Source organism: Microcoleus asticus IPMA8, from assembly GCF_013179805.1.
In the GTDB taxonomy this organism is placed as follows: domain Bacteria; phylum Cyanobacteriota; class Cyanobacteriia; order Cyanobacteriales; family Microcoleaceae; genus Microcoleus; species Microcoleus asticus.
Map to the genome: position 1 here is coordinate 1 of NZ_SRRZ01000060.1, position 22,278 is coordinate 22,278.

Genomic DNA, 22,278 nt, shown 5'->3' on the forward strand with positions numbered 1-22,278 from the left:
GATGGAGTATTTGAGTTACTTGGTCATCTAAACTCGTTTTGACTTTCTCTAATAGGTTGGCGATTGCTCCTTCTGATATCTTGAGTCCAAAGACAGATGCAAATATCGACGATAGCCGTTCGTAACTGATGGCATGAGTGTAACGGAGATATGTGACTAAGCTTTGAATTGAACTGCCAAACGGTGAGCCTGGTTCCATTCCCAATGGTACAGGTGCAACATATTCGGTGTGACAGCAGGCACACTGACCACCATAACGTTCGATTCGGGTGATGATGGGACGAATTGGTGGTAAGCTGCTACGCAGCTAAATCGGATAAAATAGCATTGCCTTTATTTTTGACTTTTCTATCCCATTTAATAACCATTTCTCCTTCATTTAATAATCTCTGTAGCAATTCCGACAATTCTTCTACTGACTTAAATAGTCGATGTGCTATATATTCTTTCGCTGAATGGCAGACCAATTCAACCAAATTATAATCGGGGCTGTAAGCTGGCAAAAATTCTAAAATAATCTGTGGCATTTCGGCTGATATTTTGCTCAGAATATCTTTCTTTTTGTGAAAACTAGCATTGTCGAGAATAATTACAATCTTAATTCCAGATTTGGCAAAATTTTCTGCTTGATTACCCTGTTGTATCCATTCTTGAACTATCGCATCATTTAAGGCTTTAATTTGCTCATAAAACGTATTCTACTCTCCTCTTTCTATCACAAAACTTAACCTTTTTTTGTCATGATATCTCAACCCACCCATGAGATTTACTCTGCCTCTTCTCCTTTGACCTGTAATTTTTTTCTGTGAACTTTTTTACCCCAAGTTTTTCTTCTTGTCACTCGTAAAATGAATCCGCTCTCATCCCAAAACCATACCTGTAAAAGCTCTGGTGTTTGTTTAGTTATTCTTAAATACTCTGATAGCTTCTGTTTAAATACTTCTCTTTTAATTGGGTTTTGTTTGTGTTCTAAACTATACTTAGCCCAAATGTAAACGTATTTTTTTTATTTAGAATCCGGGATATTTGGGAACTACTCAGTTTAATTCCTGTAACTTTTTCTAAATATGTTGCTAGTCGGGCTGCCGTCCATCTTCCAAATTCATATCCATATTCTTCGGGAGCTTTTTCGATTGTAGCTATCAATATTTGTTCATACTCTGGAGTGACTTTACGAAAATTTCCTGGACTTCTTTTATCTAAAAAACTATCCAAATTATCAGGGTCGCCATGAACTGACCAATAAGCTACTGTTGTGTAAGCAATCTCCATAAATTCACTAACTTCTCGATAATTTTTTCCATCATTTATTAGTAATAAAATTAGATTTTTTCCCTTACATAATTATCGTTAGACTCTTTTAGTAGTTTAATGAGTCTCTGTTTTAGATTTGGAGATAGATGGTTTTTGGCTGGCATATATTATAACTAATGAACACTTATTTGTTATTATATTATACAATCTAGCTGCGTATCAGCTTAGTTCGATTTTTTCGTAGACCGATTGCAATTTTTCGGCAGCAGTGGTGACTTTCTCTCCACACTGGGGACAATTTTTGAGTTGGGCGATGATTGTTTGGTCGGGTTCAGGATGTAGTTCTCTTCCCCGTCCTGCTCTTCCTACGCTCCCGGCTCTTTTTACCCCCTCAATTTTCGATGGCTTAATGTTTGCTTTGAATCCCTTCGACGGCGGAGTGCTAGAATTTTTGCTGGTTTTGGTGGGAACTTTATTTGGTTTTGTTTCCCCTGTAGTGGCTAAAGCGGCGGTGAGTTTTTGGATTTCTTGCCATAGCTCTACTATCAAGGCTTCTTTCGCCTCGTTCGATAGTTGCTTTAAGTCGGGGAGTTTTTCCATTCCTCGAGCTAATGTCTATCTCGTCTTCTTGTCAAGGGGGTTGAGCAATTACAAATTATTTAATATGGTGCCTCATTACACAATCATTCTGCCTATTCAGGACGGCGATGTCTGAGGGGTGAAACCCCTCATAGATTCGCCAACAGTCTCTTCAAATGCCAAACTCAAGCTTTGCTTTATCAGACTGATGCTTAAAAGACTAGCCACCGCGTAAAAAGATCTCAAATGGGTTCTATAAAAGGAAATTTAGTTTTTATGAACAATCTCTACCATAACGTCGCAGTTGCCTCTGTTTGCACGGCTTTAAGTTTTACATTGGGAGCAAGCAAAGAAGCTAAAGCAGCTACATTAACCTTGACTGGCACCACATTTGTCGTTGAAGGTAACTGGTCCAGGTTCAGTGCCGTGGGAGAAAGGATATTTGACAGCGAGGGTTATCCTAGCTCAAACGGTATTACTCTTTTGACAGACGGGAGTTTTTCTAGTCGTAACAGCCCCACAGAAAGAAGAGCTTTCTACGAATTCAATATTGGCAATTTGTCTCTTGCTCCTAATACAATTATTAGCCGTGCTTCTTTGGATGTCGCAGTTGGGGCTATTAAGTACATTACCCCCCGTTATTTTTATGTGCAGATATTCGGCTATGTAGGAAACGGAGAACCTAACCTATCAGATTTTGACGCAGGAATAAAGTTAGGTTTCGCAAATGCTTTAAACCCTTTCACCTTCCCGGAGCCTAGTTCTTTACCTCCTACCCGTTCTAGTATTGACTTTGACGTGACAGAGTTTTTTAAGGCACGAGTTAGCAACAGCGATGCTTTTGCTGGATTTGGTCTTCGTATCGAAGACTTTCCTTCGAACTATGGTACAGCCACCCTGGTTAACCCCCGCCTAACAATTGAAACCGCCGACGTTGCTGAGCCTGTACCTGAACCGACCACAATTTTTGGTTCAGCTATAGGTCTAGGCCTGGGAGGATGGCTGAAGCGAAAGAATTCAAGTCGGCAGAATAAAACAACGCCACAACATTAGGCTAAGTAGGTAGGTGCTGTAAAACGCAATTATGTAAAAAATTGTAAAGTCTCCAACTGCCCTAAGCGTGACTAAGTCAGCCCTGTTTACATACTGTTACATGGCTCTGTTTAATCGCGCCTACCTACTTAAGCCTCAAATCAATTGACAATTTCGCTGCGAGATACCTTACTATTTCTAGCAGGATTTGGCGTTAATTCGGGTGGCGAAACTTGAACACTTCCCCACTCATTCAAAAAGCTTTTCAGCAAAACCTCTTGCTGAGTGCGTAATGTCTCGACATTTTCCCCGCGATTCATAATCACAAACCACACTGTTTCTTGTTTTTGAGTTGGCAGCGCTCCGCCCAAAGCGCTAACATTATCCAATGTGCCAGATTTGATCACTGCTAATTTTGGAAGCGGCCGTTCTGACAGTATTCCTTTATCTTTCCCAACTACAGTTAAGACATCAGCAACTGTCATGTTGTAAGGTTGAAGATAGCGTTCTAAAGCTATAAATAACGCGCAAGCAGCCCGGGGAGAAATGAGATTCTCTTCGCTCAATCCCGAACCGTTGACGAGTTTAATTTCTGCGGGAGGAACTCCGGTTGCTGCTGCTGCTTTTTGCGCGACTGTTTTAGCACCGCCGACTGTATCAGCTAGCATATCTGCCATGAGATTGTTGCTGTACTGATTCATTTTTTTGATCAGTTCGGCGAGGGGTAAAGAATAATGTTTTACTAAAGGCTGGACGCCGTTGGGAGGTGCTGGTAAAACTTTTACAGTACCCTCAATTTCTATTTGGGGTTTCGGCGTATTTGGAGGTAGTGTTTGATACTGGGCGGCGGCTTCGCTGGGCCAGATTTGACTGTTCAATCCTTGTTTGAGCAATTCTCCCGATTTGAGGGAATCAAGTTCAAAATTCATGTAAAACTTATCGACAATTATCAAACTGCCAGTGACTCGCTTGATGCCTTTTTGATTTAAGGCGTTACCGAGGGCGATCGCCTCTTCCCAAACAAACAACGGATCGGCGCTTCCCTGAACAATTAAATCGCCTTTTAATACGCCGTTTTCAATTTTTCCTGTTGTACCAATTAAGGTAATAAATTGATGTTCCGGCCCGAATTCTTGCAGCGCTACCAGAGATGTTGCTACTTTGGTAATAGAAGCGGCTGACAGAGGAACTGTACCTTGATGATTGGCTAACAAAGTATTGCCAGATTGCATCCAGATACCTTGGTCTTCTTTGGCAAAACCTTGTGCTGTCAACCCGTTGAGATATTGCTTGATTTTGCTATTTGTGGGGGTTTCGGGATTGTTAACAGAGATTATTAAGGGCTGAGGCTGACTTGGTTTAACCGGCGGCGGGGAAGATTCAGCTACAGGAGAGGGAGATGCAAGTTGGGGCGATTCAGTAGCTGCGCAGCCGGCAATAATTGTGAGAAGGGCGATCGAACTCGCAGCAGTCAAGTAGCGGTTTTTCAGCATTACTTTAATTTTTTTCATCAAATGTACGATCGTCTGTTCGGCACGCCCGATGGAAAGTTTAGCATTAGCCCGCGCGTTTTGGAGCATCCGCATCTGCGTTACCAGAATTGCGAACCGCTGACAGTAGCTATCTTCTTCTCCATCTTTCTTCGCGCTCTACCCTACGGGAACGGCTGCGCCGAACGCGTCTTCGTGGTTGGTTAAATAGAAATTGTTTAAATACTGCGGGATTTTATAACAATACTCCGGACTGTTTTTAGTTCGTAGTCTTAAACCCAGGATTTGCCGTTGGTAGCGAACTTGCCGAATCGCCTTGAAACCCTTATTCTACCGTTGGCAATCACAAACTGTCCGAAGTATTTTTATACCATTTCCCAAAAACAATGCAACTCTAGGCAAGCTCCCAACCCTTATCTTATAAGCCATTCCCAATCTAAAATCTAAAATCTAAAATCGTACGATCTTCAGCGCCTGGGGTGAAGGCCCCAGGCCGATCGCTCTGACAAATTTTCGATAAACTGGTTTATCCAGCCATACTCCCTATACTCAGCGGCACCATTTCCCCGTGCATCGTCAGGCCTAATAACATCGGCCCGCCCGGTCGGATCAACTCTCCTGTAAGCGCGCAGCGTTCCTCCTGCTGCGCTGTGGCATTAATGCTGGCTCGAATATCCGATCGAGAAAACATCTGGCGATACTCTCCAGACTTCTGCTGCACGTAATTCCAGAGCAAATCTCGAATCAAAGCTTGATAGCCTTGATTACCCGCGAGCTCTTTGAGTCTCTCCTTGAGCTCTCTTTCTAGTCGAATGCTGGTGACTTCCATTTCGGTGGTTGAGGTTCTAGGTAGGGTATGCATAATTTTTTCTCCGTGACGGGTGGACATATGTGTAATATCAGTGTAGTATGTTTACAGCTAGATTGAAAGCCTCTTAACCACCTTCTGCCGACTTTGAAATTTCTCCCCACCTACTCCACCTATCAACTGAAGTGCGATCGCCCTTGGGGTCGCTCCGAGTCGTTACAGCACGTCTTTAGGACGGGTTTTGCGATCGTCGCAGCGACCTCGTGGGCGGGCTGGGGCCCAATTAAACCCGGTTATAGTGGATTAGGACAAATTGCAGAAATTAATTACAACGAGGTAGACCGGGACGGTCTGCGAGTGGCACAGCCACATCGAGATACGCGAAGCGGGAGGTACAGCTAAACGACTGTACCAACACAGGATGAAAATTTGCCTTTAGCAGTTTTTCTAGCCCCCGCTTCTAAGTAAGAGAAGCGGGGGCATTTGATTTGATATTTGAAAAATTCGATCGGCTTGGGGAACTGGCAAAAAACCAGATGTAGCCAATGCTGATGAAGCACCCAAAATTCAAAATCTAAAATCCCAAATCTAAAATCCCAAATCCAAAATTGATGAGGAGGAGCAAGCCGTGACCGTAGTAACTGATGTATTGAGGCAATCTGTGGTGGTATTTTCTCAGAATTACCTACCGATGAGCCGTGTCAACATCAAACGGGCGATCGTACTTTTGGTAACAGGCAAGGCTGAACCTCTGGATTTTAGCATTGGCAACGGCTGGCTGGTACGATCGCCCAGCAGCAGCATCCACGTACCCGAACAAATCCGCTTGACTTTTGGCAACAGGGAACGCCTGTGGAAAGTGCCCCCGGTCAATCGCCGGGAAGTTCTGCGCCGCGACGCTCATTCTTGCCAATACTGCGGTAGCAACCGGCATTTGACGCTGGATCACGTGATGCCTCGATCGAAGGGCGGCCCGCATACTTGGGACAACGTGGTGACTGCTTGCGAACGGTGCAACTCCCGTAAGGGCGATCGAACTCCCGTAGAAGCTGGAATGTCTCTGCGAACTAAGCCGAAAGCCCCCATACACCCCACTGTTGCTTTTGCCGAACTGTTTTGGCACGAATACCAAATTGGGGAATAGGGAATGGGAAGAATTTTAGATTTTAGATTTTAGATTTTAGATTTTAAATTGATGCGTAATTCTCATCTAAAATCTGCCCTAACTCCCAATTCCAAATTCCCGATTACCAATTTTCAATTACCAATTTTCAACTTTCAATTTCAAATTTAGGGCTGTCAATATGCTGAAGTTGACTTACACTGAAACGGGCTTTAACCTCGAGCGTTTGGCTCAATCTCCCGAACAGTTAGTGGCGCTGCGAGTTGTGCTGGCTATGCGAGTTGGTCAAAACATCAGCGTCGAACCGAGCACTGCGGCATTTTTGCTGCCGGCGAATTTGCCGGTGCTGTCTCTGTTGGAATCTGAGGCCCGCCGAGACGACAACGATGCGATCGCCCTTTGTGTTGCTGATGCTGACTTTGTAGAAGTGACTCTGCGCGGTACGTGGATTTCTGACGCGTCTGAGGGGGCTGACGGCGTGTTTGCGACTGTGTTGGGCGATCGGGCGGAGTTCTTGCTGCTCAAACTCTGGCTCGAAACTCAGGCTGCTGCGGAGGTTGTCGGGGAAGTCGGTGATTAATATCGGATGTGGAAGGAAGAGGGAACAAGCAAGAGGGAAGAAGCAAGAAGGAAATATTTTCGGGGTTGCATAATGGTGCTATAAATGGAGGTCAAACCTGATGCAATGTCCTGAATGCTGTTCCCAAGACTTCCGTAATAACGGTAAGATCCGAGGTAAACACTCATCACATTTGTGTAGATTGCGGTCCCCAGTTTATTGATGTTGAAACAACATCTTAAGTTTAATAGTGTTCCCGTTCCCTATTCAATTAATCATTACGATCGAGTGAGATGAAGCTCTATCGCGCTTATCATACCTTAATCCAGCAACGCCAAAAAACGTTGTATGTGACGGTGGCGACTATTTTGTAAGATGGTTAATGGCAGGGTTGCAGCTAATCATTCTCTTTTAACTTGTTGCTGTGATTGTAACAACTTGTGCGAGCATCTGAAGCGTAAATAGCTGTTGTGGGTAGAGATATTTTTCGAGGATGTTGTGATAGAATGAGGGTAACATATTATCACTTGGGGTCTTGTGGTATTAACGAGACCTTTCGTTTTTATCACATTTTTATCACAACTAAGCGCTTTTTACTCTATTGAGATTGTTTAGTCGGTCAGCCCAACTTTATGAAGTGATCCCAAGCGCGTAAACATTAGCCTGTAATGGTTTGGCGCGATTGTCGCCCCCTGAACAGGATTTTACGCCCGACGATGCTACCGGATTTGATATGAGCTGGTTTTCACTTCCTACTCCAGCAATTTTTCCTTTTTTGATACTTGTACTGCCCGATTTAGAGTGAGCGATAGCTTCTGCCAAAGTCTTGATACTTCCGTCGGACTAATTCATAAAGGAATCTCGATCGCAAATTCCGTACCTTCTCCTAGGGCGGAACGGCAGCTAAGGGCTCCGGCGTGTTTTTCCACGACAATTCGGTAACTGATGGCTAACCCCAAACCAGTGCCTTTTCCCATCGGTTTTGTCGTGAAAAACGGGTCAAACAATCGGCTCCGCACGTCTTCTGTCATGCCTATGGCATTATCGGCAATGCGGATGCAAATACTATTTTCGTTCAGGGCTTCTGTGCGAATGCTAATAGTTGGTTCCCAATCGTCGCCGACAGCCACTCGCCTTTTTTGGTGGCAAGCATCTTCCAAGGCGTCAATACTGTTGCTAAGCAGATTCATAAATACCTGATTTAGCTGACCTGCATAACATTCTATTAATGGCAGTTTACCGTAATCTTTGATTACTTTTATTTCGGGAGAGTCGCCTCTGGCTCGCAGTTTGTTGTGCAAAATTATGAGCGTATTGTCTATGCCTTCGTGAAGGTTAATAGGCTTTTTTACCGAGCCGTCTAAACGCGAAAAGTTTCGCAAGCTCAGAACTATTTCGCGAATGCGATCGGCTCCCATTTTCATCGAAGATAATATTTTTAGCAAATCTTCTCTCAGAAATCCCAAATCGATATTATCAATACATTGTTGAATTTCTACCGCTGGCTGAGGATAGTGTTTTTGGTAAAGTTCTACAAGCTGCAACAAGTCTCTGATATATTGGCTGGCATAGGAAATATTGCCGTAGATAAAACTGACAGGGTTATTAATTTCGTGAGCTACTCCAGCTACCATTTGACCGAGACTTGACATTTTTTCGGTATGAATTAGGTGAGCTTGAGTTTCTCGGAGTTCTTTAAGAGCGATTTCTAGCTGCTGGGCTCTGTTGTTGGCGATCGCCTCGGAGAGCCGCAAAGCATCCTCCGCTGCTTTGCGCTCTGTCATGTCAAAAATGGCACCGTTGAGGGATAAGACTTGACCTGCTGCGGTGAAAATGGCTTGACCTTTCTCTGCAACCCACCGCACATTTCCGTCGCAGTGAATCAGGCGATATTCGAGCGTGTAAGGTTGTTTTGTTTTAATAGCGCGATCGATAGTTGTCTCGATATGCTGCACGTCATTGGGATGAACTATACTCGGAAAAGCCTGCACCGGTTGAAGCATAAAGTTAGCTGCGGGATAGCCAGAAATAACTTCTATGCCGCTGCTGATAAAAGTTAAGCTCGATCGCCCAGCAGCACTGCACCGGTAAACCGCACCGGGAATGCTAGAAACTAATGACCTAAATTCTTCTTCCCTTTCTCGCAAAGCTGCCTCAATCCGCTTGCGCTCGCTAATGTCGCGAGCAAACGCACACTGATATTCTTTGCCGTTAAATTCCAAATGGTCGATCGTAATTTCTACTGGAAAAATACGACCGTACTTAGTGAGGTGGTGAACTTCAATATTAACCGAACCGCAGCGTTTTAAGACTTTCCAGTGCAAACTCCAAGCAGTTTGGGGAAAATCTGGATTGATGTCGTGCACGGTCATCGAGAGCAATTCTGCGGCAGAATATGCCAATGAAGAGCAAGCAGCGTCGTTGACATACAAAAATTTACCGTCCGGCCCGATCCAGAATACCGCATCTGCAGATCGGTCGATCGCACATTGAGTCAGTTGCAACTGTTCCTCAACCCGCTGGCGGTCGGCAATTTCTTTTTCTAACTGTTCGTTAAGCGAATTGAGAGCTAAAGCGCGATCGACAATAGTATCTGAAGAATAAAAATTGAGCGATTGTTGTGACAATTCTCCTTTCTCAATATCATGCTGGTGCTGATTTTCTTCTACCTGTTTGAACGGCTGTTGTTGAAACTTTTCTTTTTGATTTAAACCATACTCGGCAAGTGCTTTCGGCATGACGGCGAGGGCGACTGCGGCTAAAAGCAAAGAAATCAAAGCACTTGCAGCTTTGAGAGTTACCGACAGCCAATATATGGAATGCCAAAGCGTCCAAACTTCCGTCAATTTAGCAGCGCCGCAGGCAAAAAAACCAACGGTAAACATCCTGAAAATCTTGCTGTGAGAACCTTGGCGGGTAAAATAAACTAAAGATAGGGCGATCGAGCAATAAACCAGTGCCGTCAGCGAGTCAAAAACAGCGTACAGTCGCAACTCCGGCAGCGCGTCGCAGCCGAGTGGGGAAGATACAGCAAGTGTTGAAAAAAAAATTGTTAATTGTTCTTGCATAAAGTTCAAGAAAAAAGTTATCTGTACCAATGCAAACCCGATCAAATATAATTATTTGATTTCTGCTAGTGAAATGTTTACATAATTATATACTTTTTTCATTTTTTATGAAACAGCTATTTTTTCAGGGAATGTCAAAACAGTCTAGGTTGGGCCCGGGGAGCAAAGCTTTCGGCAAGTATGAGAGATTGCGATCGTCGCGGCTCGCAAAGCTTACGTTCCTCGCAGTGACGGAATACATAAATTTGCCTACTTATGGCTTCTGAAACATTTAAATTTTTAATGACCGTTATTAAGTTTACTTTTAGATGACTTAAGCTGTAAGCCAGGGGTCTTAAACCCCTGGCTCACTCATGGACTAACGGGCTTTTAAGGCAGACAACATCTCAATGTTTGTGCTGGAAATCCACAATTAAGCGCCGCCCAGCACCCAATGCACCAAAGTCCGAACTCCAAAACCGGTAGCCCCAGGGCCATTGTAGCCATTTTCTTTGTCACTCCAAACCGTGCCGGCAATATCTAAATGCGCCCAAGCAGTATCCTTCACAAACTGCTTCAAAAATAGCGCCGCCGTAATGGAACCGCCGGGACGTGGACCCGTGTTTTTCATGTCGGCGTGCAATGCTTTCAATCCATCAAAATATTTCTCTTCCATCGGCATTCGCCAAAATTTTTCGCCTGCCAATTCTGAGGCGGCGACTATTTCGGCTGCGACGCTATCTTGAGGACTCCACAAACCTGCGATATCTTCGCCTAAAGCAATTACGCAGGCCCCGGTTAGAGTTGCTAAATCGACAATTGCGTCAACTCCCAATTTATCAGCAAATACCAAAGCATCAGCCAGGGTTAAACGGCCTTCTGCGTCGGTATTGTTGACTTCAATTGTTTTGCCGTTGGAAGCTGTAAGGATGTCTCCAGGGCGCATGGCGCGGCCGCTGATCATGTTTTCAGTGACGGCGCTGATAAAGTGAACTTCCACATCGGGTTTGATGTGCCCGATCGCCTTTGCCGCTCCCAAAGTAGCCGCAGCGCCCCCCATATCTACTTTCATCATTTCAATGCCGCTGCCGGCTCCTTTGATGTTCAAACCGCCGGAATCAAAGGTCAATCCTTTGCCCACAATTGCTATTTTGCGGCGCGGTGTGCCTTCTGGTTTGTAAGTGAGGTGGATGAATTTGGGCGGTAAATCAGATGCTAGGGCAACGCCGAGAAAAGCTCCCATGCCTAGTTTTTCGCAGTCTTCCCGCTCCAATATTTCTAATTCTAAACCGCATTCGGCAGCTAGACTTTGAGCGGTTTCGGCCATTGTAATCGGGGTGACAAAGTTTGCCGGCGCTGCGACTAATTCCCGTGCTAAAATGACTCCGGCAGTGATTTGGCGGGCGCGGGCGATCGCACTTTCGGTACCGGCAAAACCGAGCAAATGAATTTGTTCGATTTGCGGGCTTTTGTCGTCAGGTTCCGATTTGAAACGGTTGTCTTGATTTAGGGAGAGTTCTACACCTTCGGCGATCGCGCTTGCTGTAGAATCCGGCGCATTTTTCCATACAGGAAAGCTAATTCCGAGGGTTTTGCATTTTTCCTTTTTGGCCAACTTGGCGCAAATACCCGCAGCTTGCCGCACCGTGTCTAATTTTAAGTCCTCTGTTTTGCCCAAACCGACGATCGCAATTTTGCGAATGGGATTATTGCCACCGACGCGGGTGATGGCGCTCGTGCCAGCTTTGGCCTTAAAATCTACTTCCAGTAGCAGCTCTTTCAATGTGCCTGCAAGCTTTTCATCTAATTGTGCCAGCTCGCCGGTGAGTTCCAGGGCGTCCTCAAACAAACCAATTGCCAGGGCGTCTCCCGTCCAAACAGAGCCGGGTTTATCGGTGACTAGAAATTCCATGTTTTGATTTACAGTTTAGATTTTAGATTTTAGATTGTACTTTGTAGTTGGTGCTTTGTCGTTTTTCCTTTGTGCGGGTAAATAGATCGATCGTACAAATTCTCCGCTCCGCATCGAAATAAATTCTGCTACTATATCAGCCAAGTCCGCCTGCGATCGGATCTGGCACCAATCTCAATAATCTGTTTTGGGGTCTGCTGAAAGGGCCCGCCCCACTCTTAACATTTATTTCTCGTTAAACAGGTATCCGGCCTGTGATGGCGTTGAACACCCATCCGGTCTGTGATGCCTTTTGACAAACGATCGGTTCTTTATTCTTATTCTCTTAAATTTTCCCATGCTAAAACGACGCCGGGCCCGATTTTCTGTTTTAATCAGCGTTTCAGTTTGCGTTATTGCGATCGGCTCTTTGGTTGCTGCGATGAAATGGATGGGCTTTGGCTCGGTCCAGAAGGCTCAGCAGCCCCTGAATGCCGCGAATTCCGAATCGCAAGTCAAGATGCTGGTATCGCTGTCACCGAGCGAGCGATCGGCGAAATTAGTTGAACTCGCAACCAGTCAGCCTGCAAGTACGAACCCGCAGCAGGAAATCTCCCCTCAAAGCCGCGCCCGCTACCTGCTTGCCAGCGATTTAATCCAGCAAGGAAATGCCGCCAAAGCATTAAAATTATTGGACAAATTAGAGCAAGAATATCCGGTTTTAGCTGCTCACATTGCCCTTAAAAGGGCGGAAGCTTACCAATTGAGCGGCGACAAAGGCAAAGCCCAAAAAGCTTGGCAGGAACTGCTCAAAAACTATCCGAGCGACCCGGTAGCAGCGGAAGCTTTATATGTTTTAGGCAAGTCAAAACCGGAATATTGGCAACAGGCAATTACTGAATTTCCCGCTCATCCCCGCAGCGTAGAAATTGCCCTCGCTAAGTTAAAAGAAAATCCCAATCAGCCGGAGTTGATGCTGCTAGTAGCAAAATACGGTCATTATGTCAACGATTACGGTACAATTTTGGAACAACTTGTGCAGCGAAACAGCGCCGCTTTGAAACCGGAAGATTGGGAAGAAATTGCCTTCGGCTATTGGGAAAAACAGGATTACGGCAAAGGAGCTATTGCTTACGGGAAAGCTCCCCGCAATCCCAAAAATCTTTACCGAAAAGCTCGCGGTTTGTGGCTCGAAGGAAAAATTCCGGAATCGAGAATTGCCTATCAAGAATTAGTGCGCGAGTTTCCCGATGCCGAAGATACTGGTTTGGGTTTAATTCGGCTGTCGCGGCTGAGCGAACCGAAAGAAGCGATCGTTTGGCTCGATCGAGTTATTAGCAAATTCCCCAATTATGCCCCCGAAGCTTTGTTAGATAAATCCCAACTTCTCGACAAAGCACGCAGCGGTCAATCCGCCTCAGATACCCGCAAGTTGCTATTGACAAAATACAACAATTCTGATAAAGCAGGCGAATTGCGGTGGACGATCGCCCAGCAGTATGCCAAAGGCGGAGATTTAAAATCAGCTTGGCAGTGGGCGAGAGAATTAACCACGCACAATCCCGACAGCGAACAAGCTCCAGAAGCAGCATTTTGGGTCGGAAAATGGGCACAGCAACTCGGTCGCGAACAAGACGCCAAGACTGCATTTGAGTATACTCTCTTACGCTATCCAGAATCATATTTTGCGTGGCGATCGGCTGTACTTCTCGGTTGGCCCGTAGGCGACTTTACCACAGTCCGAGATTTGTCTCCGAATGTAGTGCGGCCCCCTCAGCGCCCCGAACCAACCGCCGGTTCTCCTGCGTTGAAAGAACTCTATCAATTAGGTCAAGATAGAGATGCCTGGAATCTGTGGCAAATAGAATTTATCAACCGCGTAGAACCAAGTATTGCGGAACAGTTTACCGACGGTTTAATGCGAGTAGCAGTTGGAGACAATTTAGACGGTTTGTGGATGGTTGGGAGTTTGCGGCAGCGCGAAAAACCAGATGATAGAACCGAATACCTCGCTCTGAGACAGCAACCGATTTATTGGCAAGCACTTTATCCTTTTCCTTACTTAGAAACCATTGTCAAGTGGTCAAAAGAACGCACAATAAATCCAGTATTAGTAACCGCATTAATCCGGCAAGAATCGCGGTTTATGCCCGCTATCAAATCATCAGTTGGTGCTACCGGGTTAATGCAAGTAATGCCGGAAACAGCAGCTTGGGTTGCTGAGAAAATCAGCCTCAAAAAGTATTCATTGGAGAATGTGGACGACAACGTTAAACTCGGTACGTGGTATTTGGATCACACTCACGACGAGTACAAGAATAACTCGATGTTAGCTGTGGCGAGTTACAATGCCGGGCCGAATGCAGTATCAGATTGGTTGAAGAGGTTTAATTTTAGTGACCCGGATGCTTTTGCGGAAAAGATTCCGTTTCCAGAAACGAAAGGATACGTAAAATCGGTGTTTGAGAATTACTGGAATTATCTGCGGATTTACAATCCAGAAGTTAATCAGTTAATGAGTGAGAATTATGAGGCTTCTCTCAAAAAAGCAAAGCCTCAGTAATTATGGTTTAGGCTGTCAGAAGCAGGAGAACCCGTTCCACAAACAAGTTTATTTGGTGTATTTATTGATTTAGGAGTGGGCTTCGGCGCCGCCCATACCAATATTCCATAAATTGAAATTATGGGATTATAAAATAAATCAGCGGCATCCCAAAGAATCGCGAGTAGAAATCCCTGTTTGGGAATTAATACCGCTTGCCTTTATGCACAATTCTTTAACTTGTGCGCCATCCATAATTGCGTCGGTAAAGTCAGCCCCGGTGATATCAGCTTCCTCAAAAGTAGAACGCAGCAAAATTGTTTCCACTAAAATTGCATCGCTTAAATCGGCCTTAGTAAATTTAACTTGATCTATCATTGCATTAGTTAAATTTGCTCCGTGCAAATTCGCCTCAGTCATCACCGAAGCGCTCATAATTGCTCCCCGCAAATCGGCATTAGAAAAATTAGTCAAGTCCATATTAGCGTTAGAAAATTCAGCAGTCCGCAGCATTTGACCCGAAAAATCGCGTCTTGTCAGTTCGGCATTGCTAAAGGACAGCGGAGGTGGGTAATATTTAGATTGAGCTTGGGCTGACCGCGGCAGGATGAAGATAGTTAGGGCTAAGAGGAATGCTGCTAGTTGCCGGAGTTTCATAAGTCTGATATTCTCGCAAGGTGGGTATTTCGTAGTGTATCCCGAACTTTGGTCGATCGACTAAACAGGTACAATCTTAATTAATAGTGATGGAGATGAAAAAAAACATATGCTAAGTTTTTTCTTGACTTGGATAGTCGCAGCGGTTTCGCTGGTCATTACCGCTAACATTGTACCAGGTATTGCGGTGGTGAGCTTTCCGGCGGCGATGCTGGCTGCTGTTGTTATCGGATTGGTCAACGCGGTTGTCAGACCGATTATTACTTTGCTGACGCTGCCTTTGACTATTATTACTTTAGGTTTGTTTTTATTCGTTGTGAATGCAATTTCGCTTTCCCTGGCTTCATGGTTGGCGGGTGCGTTCAATATCGGCTTTGCGGTTAACGGTTTTTGGCCGGCTTTGTTGGGTTCAATTGTGTTGTCATTCGTTTCTGGGTTGATTGGTCGATTTGTGAATGCCAATACTTTGTCTCAGTAATACATTACCCCACATACTCGATCGGGCAAACTGCAACTGCTACTGTTACAGATCCTGTTTTTTTGCCCGAGCGAAATATTTTTTTAGGGACTAAAAGCCTTTCACGGGCGGGCAGGATGCCCACCTCACAAGCAGATTCACTCTTCGCTTCACAGGCATCTTGCCTGTTCTTGAGAATGGTACAAGATATCAGTTCGATCGCACAAAGTGCCGCAGCTTCTGCTACGCTGGGCGTCCCGACTTGTTTTGCTGCAATATTTGAAGGATTGGGGACTTCTACGGAACTTAAAATGTCAGCAGCAAAGGTTTTTAACGGCCAGTTTCGCGCTTGACAAAGTTCCAGCAAGCCGACTTCACCTGCTTTAGTGTCTATTGTCGCAATACCTGCGATCGCACTTTCCGCTAAATGATAACCGCGACATACATTTTGGATCGCAGTTTCGATTAATTCTCGCGCTGTGTAGCGTTCGCAACCTATCCCTAGCCACAACACTCTCGGATGCCACTGAACTTTGGGAAAAGCAGAGTCCGGCGAAAATCTTCTCTGGGTGAAACTAATCCAAATTCGGGCTTTGATAGTGGATAGATTTTCCCCCTCCCAATACAAACAATGTTTTTCGGGCAGACTGTTTTGCCACAACGTAGAACCAACTTCTTGAATTACTTCGATAGTTTCCCCTCTAGCAAAAGCCGCCGCTACTCCAGTCCAGTCCCCTTCGCCGCGCCTCCAACCGCAGGGAATGTCTAGCATATCTAAAGTTAATTCATCGCTCATCATTCAGTTATCTATTCTGTAGTTTCACTGCGACCGCCATCTGTCAAAAAATTAACACTCTGCTTATTGAAACTTATGGTATAATTGTAGCACAAACTACAACAACTCAAACATTTAAGATGGTAGAACTAAATCAGTTACTGTTAGAGCTTGAAAGCAACCTCAAATCGGAAGGAGTAAAAAAAGAATGGAAAGAGCGCCGGGACAGTTGGGTTAGCGATGTGGCCTCATCAGTTAACCTGACATATCTAGCAAAATTGCTAGTTGAATTGGAATCTAATTTGCAGGGAAAATCGGTTGATGTTCAGTGGCAAGAGCGCCGGGACAGTTGGGTAGCAAAATGTCTGGGAGCATCGATTGTTCAAGAAGTATCAAGTTTATTGCTGGAACTAGAAACCAATATAAATTCGGAAGCTGTGACCGATGAATGGCAGCAGAATCGCGAGACTTGGGTACAGCAAATGCACAAGTTTAAGGAGTAGTTTCGACGAGTCAGAGCCTGTAGATATGCGTTCCCAGGCTCTAAAATTTCCTAATGACTAATGACTAATGACTAATGACTAATTATTCATCTTCCTGCAAAACCCAATTCCGAAAAATATCAGCGAGTCCTTCAGCCATTTCCTGCATTTGCTGCCGAGAAGCATTCGGCTCCATAATCGTATTTTGACTGAAGGGCGCGACTGCAAACATTCCCAAAAATACCTGAGGGACAATCTTCGGATTCATCTTTGGATAAACTTGTTTTTCCATCGCCGTTTCCAAAAAGGCCTCAGCCACATCGCTCATTATAAAAAACCAACAGTCTAAATCAATAAAAATTGTATAATTTTAGCACAAACTCCCAACAATACCAAATTTAATATGGTAGAGCTAAACCAATTACTGTTAGAGTTTCAAGCCCACCTAAACGGGGATGCAGTGACGGAAGAATGGAATGAACGTCGCAACTGTTGGATGAGCGAGGTGTCAGCAGCAATTGACGAAAAACACCTAGCCAAATTGCTAGTTGAATTAGAATCTAATTTTCAGCGGGAAGCGGTACAAAGTCTCTGGAAAATAATCAGGGAAAGTTGGGTACAAGAATGTCATATAGCATCGACGCTGGAAGAAGTATCAAGTCTATTACTGGAACTTGAAAGCAATACAACTTGGGAAGTCGTGACGGATGAATGGCAGGAAAATCGGGAGAATTGGGTACAGGAAATGTACGAATTTATAGAGTAATCATTCACTTAATCCAAATCAACTTTCATCGTGAATGATGTCCCTCCTGTGCGGTTGATTGTCTCGCTTCCCTCAATTACTTTAAATCCCGATCGCTCGTACAAACTCAGGGCTCGATTCGAGCTTCTGACACTCAGGGATACCGATCGATAAGATGCTTTTGCTGCTGAGAGCAAACGAGCCAGCAACTGGGTTCCTACACCCTGATTTGTATATTCTGGAAGAACGGCGATCGCCAATTCCGGGGTAGTATCGTCAACCCACCCAAACCCCTTGTCATCCTCTGCAAACAAACGCAGCCAGGCGGCTCCTACTGGCTGGCTGCCGTTCAATTCGATTGCTGCGAAGCCCAAATCGCTTGCACGTCCCCAATTCTTGACATATTTCGCAATTAAAGGATGATTGACAACCGCTTGCACCGTTGATTCGCCTTCTTCTGCCATGTGCGCGGCTTCATACAGCATTTGCCACAGAAAAGGCTCGTCTTCCTGGGTTAGCGGCCGAATAGAATAGTCCCAAACTTTGCCCATAACAACTTTTCCCTGTTGCCCTAATTATTCATCTTTAATTAAAACCCCATTCAGAAAAATATCGGCTAATCCTTCCGCCATTTCCTGCATTTGCAGCGGAGAAGCATTCGGCTCCATAATCGTATTTTGACTGAAACCCGCGACTGCAAACATACCCAAAAATACCTGAGCGACAATCTTCGGATTCATCTTCCGATAAACTCCTTTTTCCATCGCCGTTTCAAAAAAAGCCTCAGCCACAGCGCTCATTTTTCCGATGACTTCCAACTGAATTCGATCGCGCAAATCCGGGTGAAATTGCGCCTCCAAAAAACACACCCGCATCATGTCGCTATTCTCGCGGATATTCAGCATCCGCCGCCGCATCACCTGAGCCACTGCTTTGTAACTGCCCATCTCGCTTAATTCAGTCAGCAAATCCGTCAGCAACTCCACCCATCCTTCCGTCGCCACCTCAATCAAAATCGCTTTTTTATTATCAAAATGCCTAAATAGGGTACCCTCCGCCACCCCCGCCGCCGCTGCTAAATCGCGAGTTGTAGTGCCGTCGTATCCGCTGCGGGCAAACAACCGCTGAGCGGCTTGTAAAATCCGCTTCTTGGTTTCTGTTTCAGAAGGAGGAGACTGATTAAAAATTCGCATGGCTTTGCAATCGGTAATTGGCGACTTGGAACTACTGGTTCGGGACTGAAGGGCTAAATAATGTTAAGTTTTAAGTTGTGCGCGGCTTTAATCCCCAACTTAAAACTCCTCGCCGGGCCCCAGACCTTTTATGAGATTTGCTGTATCAGCCTAACATCTGCGACGCAACAGATCGCTTATGCTTCAAAAAATCTTTATCCTTAAAAAAGAATCTCTGGCCGCCGAACACAAACATTTTTTGTTTGACAATCCAAAATCCAAAATCTAAAATCTAAAATCGAATGACCCCGCAGTTTCAAAAACCCCGCGAAGCGAAGCTATCCCGTAGGGAATCGCCCGATCGCCAAACTCGATTCATCGCCTCCCTGCTGGCCGCTGTACTGCTGTGGTGGGGCATTTCTCCCGAAATCGCCCTCGCCCGCCCCAACCCCGCTAGCGGCTCCCAAGCAGTCTCTGTTCAACCGTCGCTCGATCGAGTAATCAAGCAAGTCACCGAATTTAAGCTCGACAACGGGATGACATTCATCGTGCTCGAAAGGCCCAGATCGCCCGTAGCATCGTTTCTAATTCACGCTGACGTAGGAGGCGCAAACGAACCCGACGGCCAAACCGGAGTCGCGCACTATCTCGAACATTTAGCCTTCAAAGGCACGCCAAAAATCGGCACTACCGATTACAAAGCCGAAAAGCCGCTGCTAGAAAAACAAGACGAACTCTTCGAGCAAATGCAAGCAGCAAAAGCCAGCGGCAAAACTGAAGAAGTCGCCAAATTCCAAGCAGAATTTGACAAAGTTGAAGCCGAAGCTTCGCAATTTGTCAAGCGCAACGAACTAGGCAAAATAGTCGAACAAGCAGGCGGAGTCGGACTAAATGCCGCTACTTCCACCGACGCCACAATGTATTTTTACAGCCTCCCAGCTAACAAGTTAGAACTGTGGATGTCGCTGGAATCCGAGCGATTTCTAGAACCGGTATTTCGGGAATTTTACAAAGAAAAACAAGTAATTTTAGAAGAGCGCAGGCTGCGAACCGAGAATTCTCCGATCGGACAAATGGTTGAAGTTTTTGCCAACAAAGCTTTCTCTGTTCATCCCTACCGCCGCCCCGTAATTGGCTACACTGAAGACATTAAAAACCTCAGCCGCAGCGACGTGCAGAAGTTTTTCGAGACTCACTACGTCCCCAGCAAGCTGACTGTGGCGGTGGTAGGAGACGTGAAAGCTGCGGAAGTGAAACGACTCGCTCAAATTTATTTCGGCCGCTACAAGGCGAAACCTGCGCCTTCTGAATTGCAAATTGTGGAGCCTCCCCAAACGCAAACTCAGGAAGTAACGCTGAAATTAAAAACTCAACCTTGGTATTTGGAAGGATACCACAGACCGGCGATGAACCATCCCGACAATGCGATTTATGAAATGATTGGTTCTTTGCTCAGCGATGGCCGCACTTCTCGGCTTTATAAATCTTTGGTAGAACAGCAGCAATTGGCGCTGGCGGCTCAAGGTTTCAGCGGTTATCCGGGGGAAAAGTATCCGAATTTGATGTTGTTTTACGCTCAAACTGCTCCGGGCCGCACGGTTGATGAAGTAGCAGTAGCTTTGAGCAAGGAAATCGATCGCCTGAAAACTGAGCCGGTTTCTGATTTGGAATTGGATCGAGTGAAAACTCAGGCGAGAGCCGATTTGTTGCGATCGCTCAATTCTAATATGGGCATGGCATTTTCGCTGCTGGACTATCAAGTAAACACCGGTTCGTGGCGAAATTTGTTCAAGGAATTGGATGCGATCGCGGCTGTTACTCCGGGTGACATTCAGCGTGTCGCTCAGGCAACTTTCCGGCCGGAAAATCGCACGATTGGCAAGCTTTTGCCGCTGTAAGAAGGAAGAAGGAAGAAGGAAGAGGGAAGAAGGAAGAAGGAAGAAAGACTCGTTCTCAGGCTCTGCCTGGGAACGCAGATCCAGAGGCTCTGCCTCGATTTAGAATCGGCGGTTGAAACCGATCCTACACAAACAAAGTCTGCCTTCGCAGACTAAGAGATAGTCTTGCATCTAGGGCGGGCGCGGGGCACGATCCCGACGCTATGTCACAATAGGAAACTTAGGAGAAAGAATGAAAAGGACTAAATTGAGACTAAAAAACGTAAAGTTATTTCTGCTATCGCTTTGCATTTTTACTGTTTCACTGGGCACGTTTAATTTGTTACCTTCGTTAGCGGCTGCACCGAAACACTACGACGAATTAACATTCCCGGCGGTGCCCGAAATTAAACTGCCTAAATATACTCGCTTCGAGCTGACAAATGGCATCCGGGTGTATCTGATGGAAGACCGGGAACTCCCGCTAATTGGGGGAACGGCGCTATTTCGCACGGGCGAGCGTTTTGAACCTGCCGAGAAAATTGGATTGGGAGGTTTGACGGGAGAAGTGATGCGAACTGGCGGCACGAGCAGGCATACGGCTGATGAACTAAATCAGTTGCTAGAACAGCGAGCAGCTTCGGTAGAAACAGGGATTGATGTTACTTCTGGCACTGCTAATTTTAGTGCTTTAGCTGAAGATGTGGAACCCGTGTTTGACTTATTTGCGGAAGTGATTCGGGAGCCAATATTTGCTAAAGAAAAGTTGGATTTAGCCAAGAATCAAACTCAAGGTTCGATCGCCCGCCGCAATGACGATCCTAACGATATTACCGGCCGCGAGTTTGAAAAGTTAATTTACGGCGATCGCAGTCCTTACGCGCGCACGGTAGAATACAAAACCATCGCCAATATTTCCCGCGACGATGTGGTGAGTTTCTACCAGAAATATTTCCACCCCAAAAACATGATTTTGGGTATTTCTGGCGATTTTGATACAGCAAAAATGCGATCGCTCGTCGAGCAAAAATTTGGCAACTGGCAACCGAATCCAATTGCAGAAGTGCCTGCGGTACCAACCGTATCGCCAGCAAAAGGCGGCGGGGTATTTTTTGTAAATCAGCCGCAATTAAGTCAGAGTTACGTGCAGATGGGACATTTGGGCGGAATGCTCAGCAGTCCAGATTACGGTGCTTTGGACGTAATGAATGGGGTTCTCAACGGTTTCGGCGGCCGTTTGTTTAATAATGTGCGATCGCGCCAAGGTTTAGCTTATTCAGTATACGCAGCTTGGAGTCCGAGATATGACTATCCGGGGGTGTTTGTCGCTGGAGGCCAAACGCGATCGGACGCAACAGTACCGTTTATCCAGGCAATTCGGGCAGAGATCGATCGTATCCGCACCGAACCAATTACCCCGGCAGAATTAGCTTTTGCTAAAGATTCCACCCTAAATTCTTTCATCTTCAAATTTGAAAATCCCAGTCAAACTTTGTCGCGATTAATTCGCTACGAATACTACGGTTATCCCGAAGATTTCATTTTTCGCTACCGCCGCAGCATCGAAGCAGCAACAATTGCCGACGTGCAGCGCGTAGCCAAGACTTACTTGAAACCAGAGAATCTGGTAACATTAGTAGTGGGAAATACGGAGGCAATTCAACCGCCGTTATCGAGTTTGGGAACTTCGGTCAAAGTGCAATCTGTTGATATCACAATTCCCTCGGCGACTTAATTTATTTGTGATTGTGAATCGCTGATCCGGGTAAGGACACGGCATTGCCGTGT

The 22,278-nt window shown here is 45.5% G+C and carries 20 protein-coding genes and 2 pseudogenes; 10 read left to right on the plus strand and 12 right to left on the minus strand.

Annotated features, from left to right (window positions below; genetic code table 11):
* The 3 genes and pseudogenes from E5S67_RS16755 to E5S67_RS16765 form a co-directional block, all read right to left on the minus strand.
* Window positions 1–199, minus strand: a 199-nt coding sequence (locus tag E5S67_RS16755) for an IS66 family transposase (RefSeq protein ID WP_172189159.1), incomplete at its 3' end; no start/stop codon positions are given.
* A gap of 100 nt (window positions 200–299) precedes the next feature.
* Window positions 300–1,418 (minus strand): annotated as a pseudogene (locus tag E5S67_RS16760) (IS630 family transposase).
* 55 nt (window positions 1,419–1,473) lie between these two features.
* A complete protein-coding gene (locus tag E5S67_RS16765; protein WP_172189161.1) occupies window positions 1,474–1,854 on the minus strand; it encodes a hypothetical protein in 381 nt (126 codons plus the stop codon).
* Window positions 1,855–2,079: 225 nt separating this feature from the next.
* On the opposite strand from E5S67_RS16765, the gene E5S67_RS16770 reads away from it, so the two are divergent.
* Window positions 2,080–2,886: a PEP-CTERM sorting domain-containing protein gene (locus tag E5S67_RS16770; protein ID WP_172189163.1), complete on the plus strand. Its 807-nt coding sequence runs from the start codon at window positions 2,080–2,082 to the stop codon at window positions 2,884–2,886.
* A 140-nt stretch (window positions 2,887–3,026) separates the two neighbouring features.
* Here the strand turns inward: E5S67_RS16770 and E5S67_RS16775 are convergent, their stop codons facing one another.
* Both E5S67_RS16775 and E5S67_RS16780 read right to left on the minus strand, forming a co-directional pair.
* Window positions 3,027–4,445, minus strand: coding sequence for a D-alanyl-D-alanine carboxypeptidase (locus E5S67_RS16775; protein WP_484502562.1), 1,419 nt, complete (start codon window positions 4,443–4,445; stop codon window positions 3,027–3,029).
* Window positions 4,446–4,881: 436 nt separating this feature from the next.
* Window positions 4,882–5,217, minus strand: a complete 336-nt coding sequence (locus tag E5S67_RS16780; protein WP_039886507.1) for a ribbon-helix-helix domain-containing protein — start codon at window positions 5,215–5,217, stop codon at window positions 4,882–4,884.
* A gap of 93 nt (window positions 5,218–5,310) precedes the next feature.
* Here E5S67_RS16780 and E5S67_RS16785 point away from each other — a divergent pair, with 93 nt between their 5' ends.
* The 3 genes from E5S67_RS16785 (at window position 5,311) to E5S67_RS16795 (ending at window position 6,866) form a co-directional block, all read left to right on the plus strand.
* On the plus strand, window positions 5,311–5,565 hold the full coding sequence (locus E5S67_RS16785; protein WP_172189165.1) for a hypothetical protein: 255 nt from the start codon (window positions 5,311–5,313) through the stop codon (window positions 5,563–5,565).
* A gap of 226 nt (window positions 5,566–5,791) precedes the next feature.
* A complete protein-coding gene (locus E5S67_RS16790) occupies window positions 5,792–6,307 on the plus strand; it encodes an HNH endonuclease (protein ID WP_172189167.1) in 516 nt (171 codons plus the stop codon).
* Between the two features lie 160 nt (window positions 6,308–6,467).
* The gene (locus E5S67_RS16795; RefSeq protein WP_172189169.1) at window positions 6,468–6,866 is read left to right on the plus strand and encodes an alr0857 family protein; all 399 of its coding nucleotides are present in this window, start codon (window positions 6,468–6,470) and stop codon (window positions 6,864–6,866) included.
* A gap of 827 nt (window positions 6,867–7,693) precedes the next feature.
* On the opposite strand, the gene E5S67_RS16805 is transcribed toward E5S67_RS16795, so the two are convergent.
* Together E5S67_RS16805 and E5S67_RS16810 are read right to left on the minus strand one after the other, a co-directional pair.
* Complete coding sequence (locus E5S67_RS16805) at window positions 7,694–9,913, minus strand: PAS domain-containing sensor histidine kinase (protein WP_246276825.1); 2,220 nt, start codon at window positions 9,911–9,913, stop codon at window positions 7,694–7,696.
* Between the two features lie 412 nt (window positions 9,914–10,325).
* A complete protein-coding gene (locus E5S67_RS16810) occupies window positions 10,326–11,804 on the minus strand; it encodes a leucyl aminopeptidase (protein ID WP_172189175.1) in 1,479 nt (492 codons plus the stop codon).
* 337 nt (window positions 11,805–12,141) lie between these two features.
* On the opposite strand from E5S67_RS16810, the gene E5S67_RS16815 reads away from it, so the two are divergent.
* Window positions 12,142–14,346: a transglycosylase SLT domain-containing protein gene (locus tag E5S67_RS16815; RefSeq protein ID WP_172189177.1), complete on the plus strand. Its 2,205-nt coding sequence runs from the start codon at window positions 12,142–12,144 to the stop codon at window positions 14,344–14,346.
* Window positions 14,347–14,484: 138 nt separating this feature from the next.
* Here the strand turns inward: E5S67_RS16815 and E5S67_RS16820 are convergent, their stop codons facing one another.
* Complete coding sequence (locus tag E5S67_RS16820) at window positions 14,485–14,982, minus strand: pentapeptide repeat-containing protein (protein WP_172189179.1); 498 nt, start codon at window positions 14,980–14,982, stop codon at window positions 14,485–14,487.
* 109 nt (window positions 14,983–15,091) lie between these two features.
* Here E5S67_RS16820 and E5S67_RS16825 point away from each other — a divergent pair, with 109 nt between their 5' ends.
* Window positions 15,092–15,460, plus strand: a complete 369-nt coding sequence (locus tag E5S67_RS16825) for a phage holin family protein (RefSeq protein ID WP_172189181.1) — start codon at window positions 15,092–15,094, stop codon at window positions 15,458–15,460.
* A 4-nt stretch (window positions 15,461–15,464) separates the two neighbouring features.
* On the opposite strand, the gene E5S67_RS16830 is transcribed toward E5S67_RS16825, so the two are convergent.
* Window positions 15,465–16,238, minus strand: coding sequence for a cobalamin biosynthesis protein (locus E5S67_RS16830; protein ID WP_246276826.1), 774 nt, complete (start codon window positions 16,236–16,238; stop codon window positions 15,465–15,467).
* A 116-nt stretch (window positions 16,239–16,354) separates the two neighbouring features.
* Between E5S67_RS16830 and E5S67_RS16835 the strand changes: the two genes are divergently transcribed.
* Complete coding sequence (locus tag E5S67_RS16835) at window positions 16,355–16,717, plus strand: hypothetical protein (RefSeq protein ID WP_172189183.1); 363 nt, start codon at window positions 16,355–16,357, stop codon at window positions 16,715–16,717.
* Between the two features lie 82 nt (window positions 16,718–16,799).
* On the opposite strand, the pseudogene E5S67_RS16840 reads toward E5S67_RS16835, so the two are convergent.
* Window positions 16,800–17,024: pseudogene (locus E5S67_RS16840) on the minus strand (TetR/AcrR family transcriptional regulator); the annotation flags it as partial.
* Between the two features lie 75 nt (window positions 17,025–17,099).
* Between E5S67_RS16840 and E5S67_RS16845 the strand changes: the two are divergent.
* Complete coding sequence (locus E5S67_RS16845) at window positions 17,100–17,462, plus strand: hypothetical protein (RefSeq protein ID WP_172189185.1); 363 nt, start codon at window positions 17,100–17,102, stop codon at window positions 17,460–17,462.
* Between the two features lie 8 nt (window positions 17,463–17,470).
* Here the strand turns inward: E5S67_RS16845 and E5S67_RS16850 are convergent, their stop codons facing one another.
* Window positions 17,471–17,992, minus strand: a complete 522-nt coding sequence (locus E5S67_RS16850) for a GNAT family N-acetyltransferase (protein WP_172189187.1) — start codon at window positions 17,990–17,992, stop codon at window positions 17,471–17,473.
* A 24-nt stretch (window positions 17,993–18,016) separates the two neighbouring features.
* Entirely contained in the window at window positions 18,017–18,634 is a 618-nt protein-coding gene (locus tag E5S67_RS16855) for a TetR/AcrR family transcriptional regulator (protein WP_172189189.1), read from the minus strand.
* Window positions 18,635–18,915: 281 nt separating this feature from the next.
* Between E5S67_RS16855 and E5S67_RS16860 the strand changes: the two genes are divergently transcribed.
* Window positions 18,916–20,511: a M16 family metallopeptidase gene (locus E5S67_RS16860; protein ID WP_172189191.1), complete on the plus strand. Its 1,596-nt coding sequence runs from the start codon at window positions 18,916–18,918 to the stop codon at window positions 20,509–20,511.
* Between the two features lie 232 nt (window positions 20,512–20,743).
* Window positions 20,744–22,225 carry a M16 family metallopeptidase gene (locus tag E5S67_RS16865; protein WP_172189193.1) on the plus strand — a complete coding sequence of 494 codons (1,482 nt, stop codon included), beginning with the start codon at window positions 20,744–20,746 and terminating at the stop codon, window positions 22,223–22,225.
* Window positions 22,226–22,278: the final 53 nt, after the last annotated feature.